This is a genomic window from Antribacter sp. NEAU-D49 (genome assembly GCF_057158775.1).
Window position 1 is genome coordinate 1 of sequence record NZ_JBXTSN010000007.1, and the last position, 2,399, is coordinate 2,399.

General features: G+C 72.7%; 3 protein-coding genes. 1 reads left to right on the forward strand and 2 read right to left on the reverse strand.

Translation table 11 applies throughout. The annotated features are described in order from the left end of the window. Window positions 1-72: 72 nt before the first annotated feature. Window positions 73-1,065, reverse strand: coding sequence for a hypothetical protein (locus AC060K_RS07545; RefSeq protein ID WP_483764815.1), 993 nt, complete (start codon window positions 1,063-1,065; stop codon window positions 73-75). Window positions 1,066-1,131: 66 nt separating this feature from the next. After that, the gene (map, locus tag AC060K_RS07550; RefSeq protein ID WP_483764816.1) at window positions 1,132-1,944 is read right to left on the reverse strand and encodes a type I methionyl aminopeptidase; all 813 of its coding nucleotides are present in this window, start codon (window positions 1,942-1,944) and stop codon (window positions 1,132-1,134) included. A 66-nt stretch (window positions 1,945-2,010) separates the two neighbouring features. Between map and AC060K_RS07555 the strand changes: the two genes are divergently transcribed. After that, on the forward strand, window positions 2,011-2,310 hold the full coding sequence (locus tag AC060K_RS07555) for a helix-turn-helix domain-containing protein (RefSeq protein ID WP_483764817.1): 300 nt from the start codon (window positions 2,011-2,013) through the stop codon (window positions 2,308-2,310). The last annotated feature ends 89 nt before the right edge of the window (window positions 2,311-2,399 follow it).

A 2,399-nucleotide genomic window follows, 5' to 3' on the forward strand; every position in this document is an offset into this window, starting at 1 on the left:
CCCCCCCCCCCCCCCGACGAACTGCCGAAGTGATGTGCGCGGTCGTGCGCGGTCAGCCCCGGTCAGCCCCCGTCAGCCCTGGTACCCGTTCGACACGTACGTGCGCGAGAACGTCCCCGGGATCGTGAAGTACTCCGCCACCAGCTTGGCCGGGTCGATCGCCAGCTCACCCCGTGCGGGGAGGTCGTCACCGTCGTCCCAGCCCCACGGCGCGTTCGCCGAGTTGGTGCCGCAGCCGCCGAACGTGCCCGTCCCGCACCCGCCGGAGGTGTCGCCCGCGAACGAGCCATGGCCGGCGAACAGGCCCGCGTCGGCCCGGCGCGACCACAGCCCGCCCGTGCCGAGCATGTCCACGAGCGCGTAGCGCACGTCGCGGTCGTTCGGGCCCGACGGCGCCTCGGACGCCGTCGACGGGTAGTAGATCACCCCGTCACCGTTGATCTGGTACTGCGGGTGCGCCTTGAGACCGTGACCCTTGGCCTCCTGAGCCGTGACCGGGTGCGGCAGGCCGTCCACCGGCGACGTGGCCAGGGTGAGCGTCCCGTCCACCGACTCCCGGCCGGAGGTCCACGTGCTGCCCGACGGCGTGTACGAGTAGAAGTTCGTGTGCGCCACGGTGACCGCCCCGCGGAGCACCCCGTACGTGGACCCGTCCTTCTCGACGGCGAGCAGCAGGCCCTCGGCGTCGTTCTCGTGCTCGGAGTCGAACGGCTGGTCCACCCAGTCGCGCGGGTGGAAGAACAGGTACGTCAGGTACCAGTGGCTGGACGTCTCCACGACGGAGTAGTACGACACGGCCGCGAACGAGACGTCGGTCCGCGCCGCGTCGTCCCAGTTGTCGCGGGCGGCCCAGTCGCCGTCGAAGTCGATCCGCGTGACGTAGTCGGCGCGCCCGCCCAGCGCGTGGTCGCCGGTCTGGTCCACGTCCTGGTGGTGCACCGGGGCCCACCGGAGCGCGAGCTGCGCGTGGGTCGCGGCGGCCTGTGCGGGCGCGGCGGGCAGCGCGGCCCCCACGACGGCGAGCGTCGCGGCGGCAGCGGCGGCGAGAATCTTGCGGTCGAGCATGTGTCCCCCTCGGTCCGGGTTGGCAAACAGCCGCCATTCTCCGGACAAATAGGACACACGGCATGACTATGGAGCGACCATCACGTGACCCGCGGCTGAAGTTTCGGCCCGGGGTGCGAGCGTGAGGACCTCGGCGCCGTCACCGGTGATGGCGATCGTGTGCTCGCTGTGCGCCGTGCGGCAGCCGGTCGCGCTCCGGAGCGTCCACCCGTCGGCGTCGGTGACGAGCCGGTCGGTGTCCGCCATGACCCACGGCTCGAGCGCGAGCAGCAGCCCTGGGCGCAGCACGTACCCGCGGCCAGGCCGCCCGGAGTTCGCGACGTGCGGGTCCTGGTGCATGGTCGAGCCGATGCCGTGGCCGCCGAACTCGGTGTTGATCAGGTAGCCCGCCTCGGCGAGGACAGCCCCGATGGCGTGGGAGAGGTCGCCCACCCGCGCCCCGGGCACAGCGGCGGCGATCCCGGCGTCGAGCGCGCGCTCGGTCGCGCGGATCAGCGCGACGCTCTCGGGCGGCCGCGACGCGCCCACCACGAAGCTGACGGCCGCGTCCGCCGCGATCCCCCGCAGGGAGACTGCGAGGTCGAGGGTCAGCAGGTCCCCGTCCGCGAGCGCGTAGTCGTACGGCATCCCGTGGAGCACCGCGTCGTTGACGGCCGTGCAGACGTAGTGGCCGAACGGCCCCCGCCCGAACGACGGCGCGTAGTCGACGTAGCAGGACTGCGCCCCCGCCTCGGCGATCATGCGGGCCGCCCACCGGTCGATCTCCAGCAGGTTGGTGCCCACGGCGCAGCGACTCCTCAGCTCCTGGAGGATGGCGCCCACCAGGGCGCCGGTGTCCCGTGCACGGCCCAGCTCGGCGGGGTTCAGGATCTCGATCATGCGGGGCCTCTCCGGCGTTCCAATAACTATCCCGGCCATACTATCCCGGGATTAGAATAGGGAGCTATGGTCAGGCTGCCTCTCACCCCCGCTGAGATCGAACGCGGTCAGCGCCTCGGCGCACTGCTCCGTCGCGCCCGGGCCGACCGCTCGATGCTCCAGGTCGCGCTGGACGCCGGCGTCTCCCCCGAGACCCTGCGCAAGATCGAGTCGGGCCGCGTGGCGACGCCCGCCTTCTCCACCATCGCCGCCATCGCCGACGTCCTCGGAATCTCCCTCGACGCAGTCTGGGCCGAGGTCAACCAGCCGGAGCGCGACGCGGTACCCGCCGGCGGGCGCACCACCCACGAGCGGCTGGCCTCCTGATCGGTCCGCGAGCACGGGACGACGACGCCGGGGGCCACCATCCCTCAGGAAGGTGGCCCCCCCCCGCGGCGGGCCCCCGGGGAGCGCGT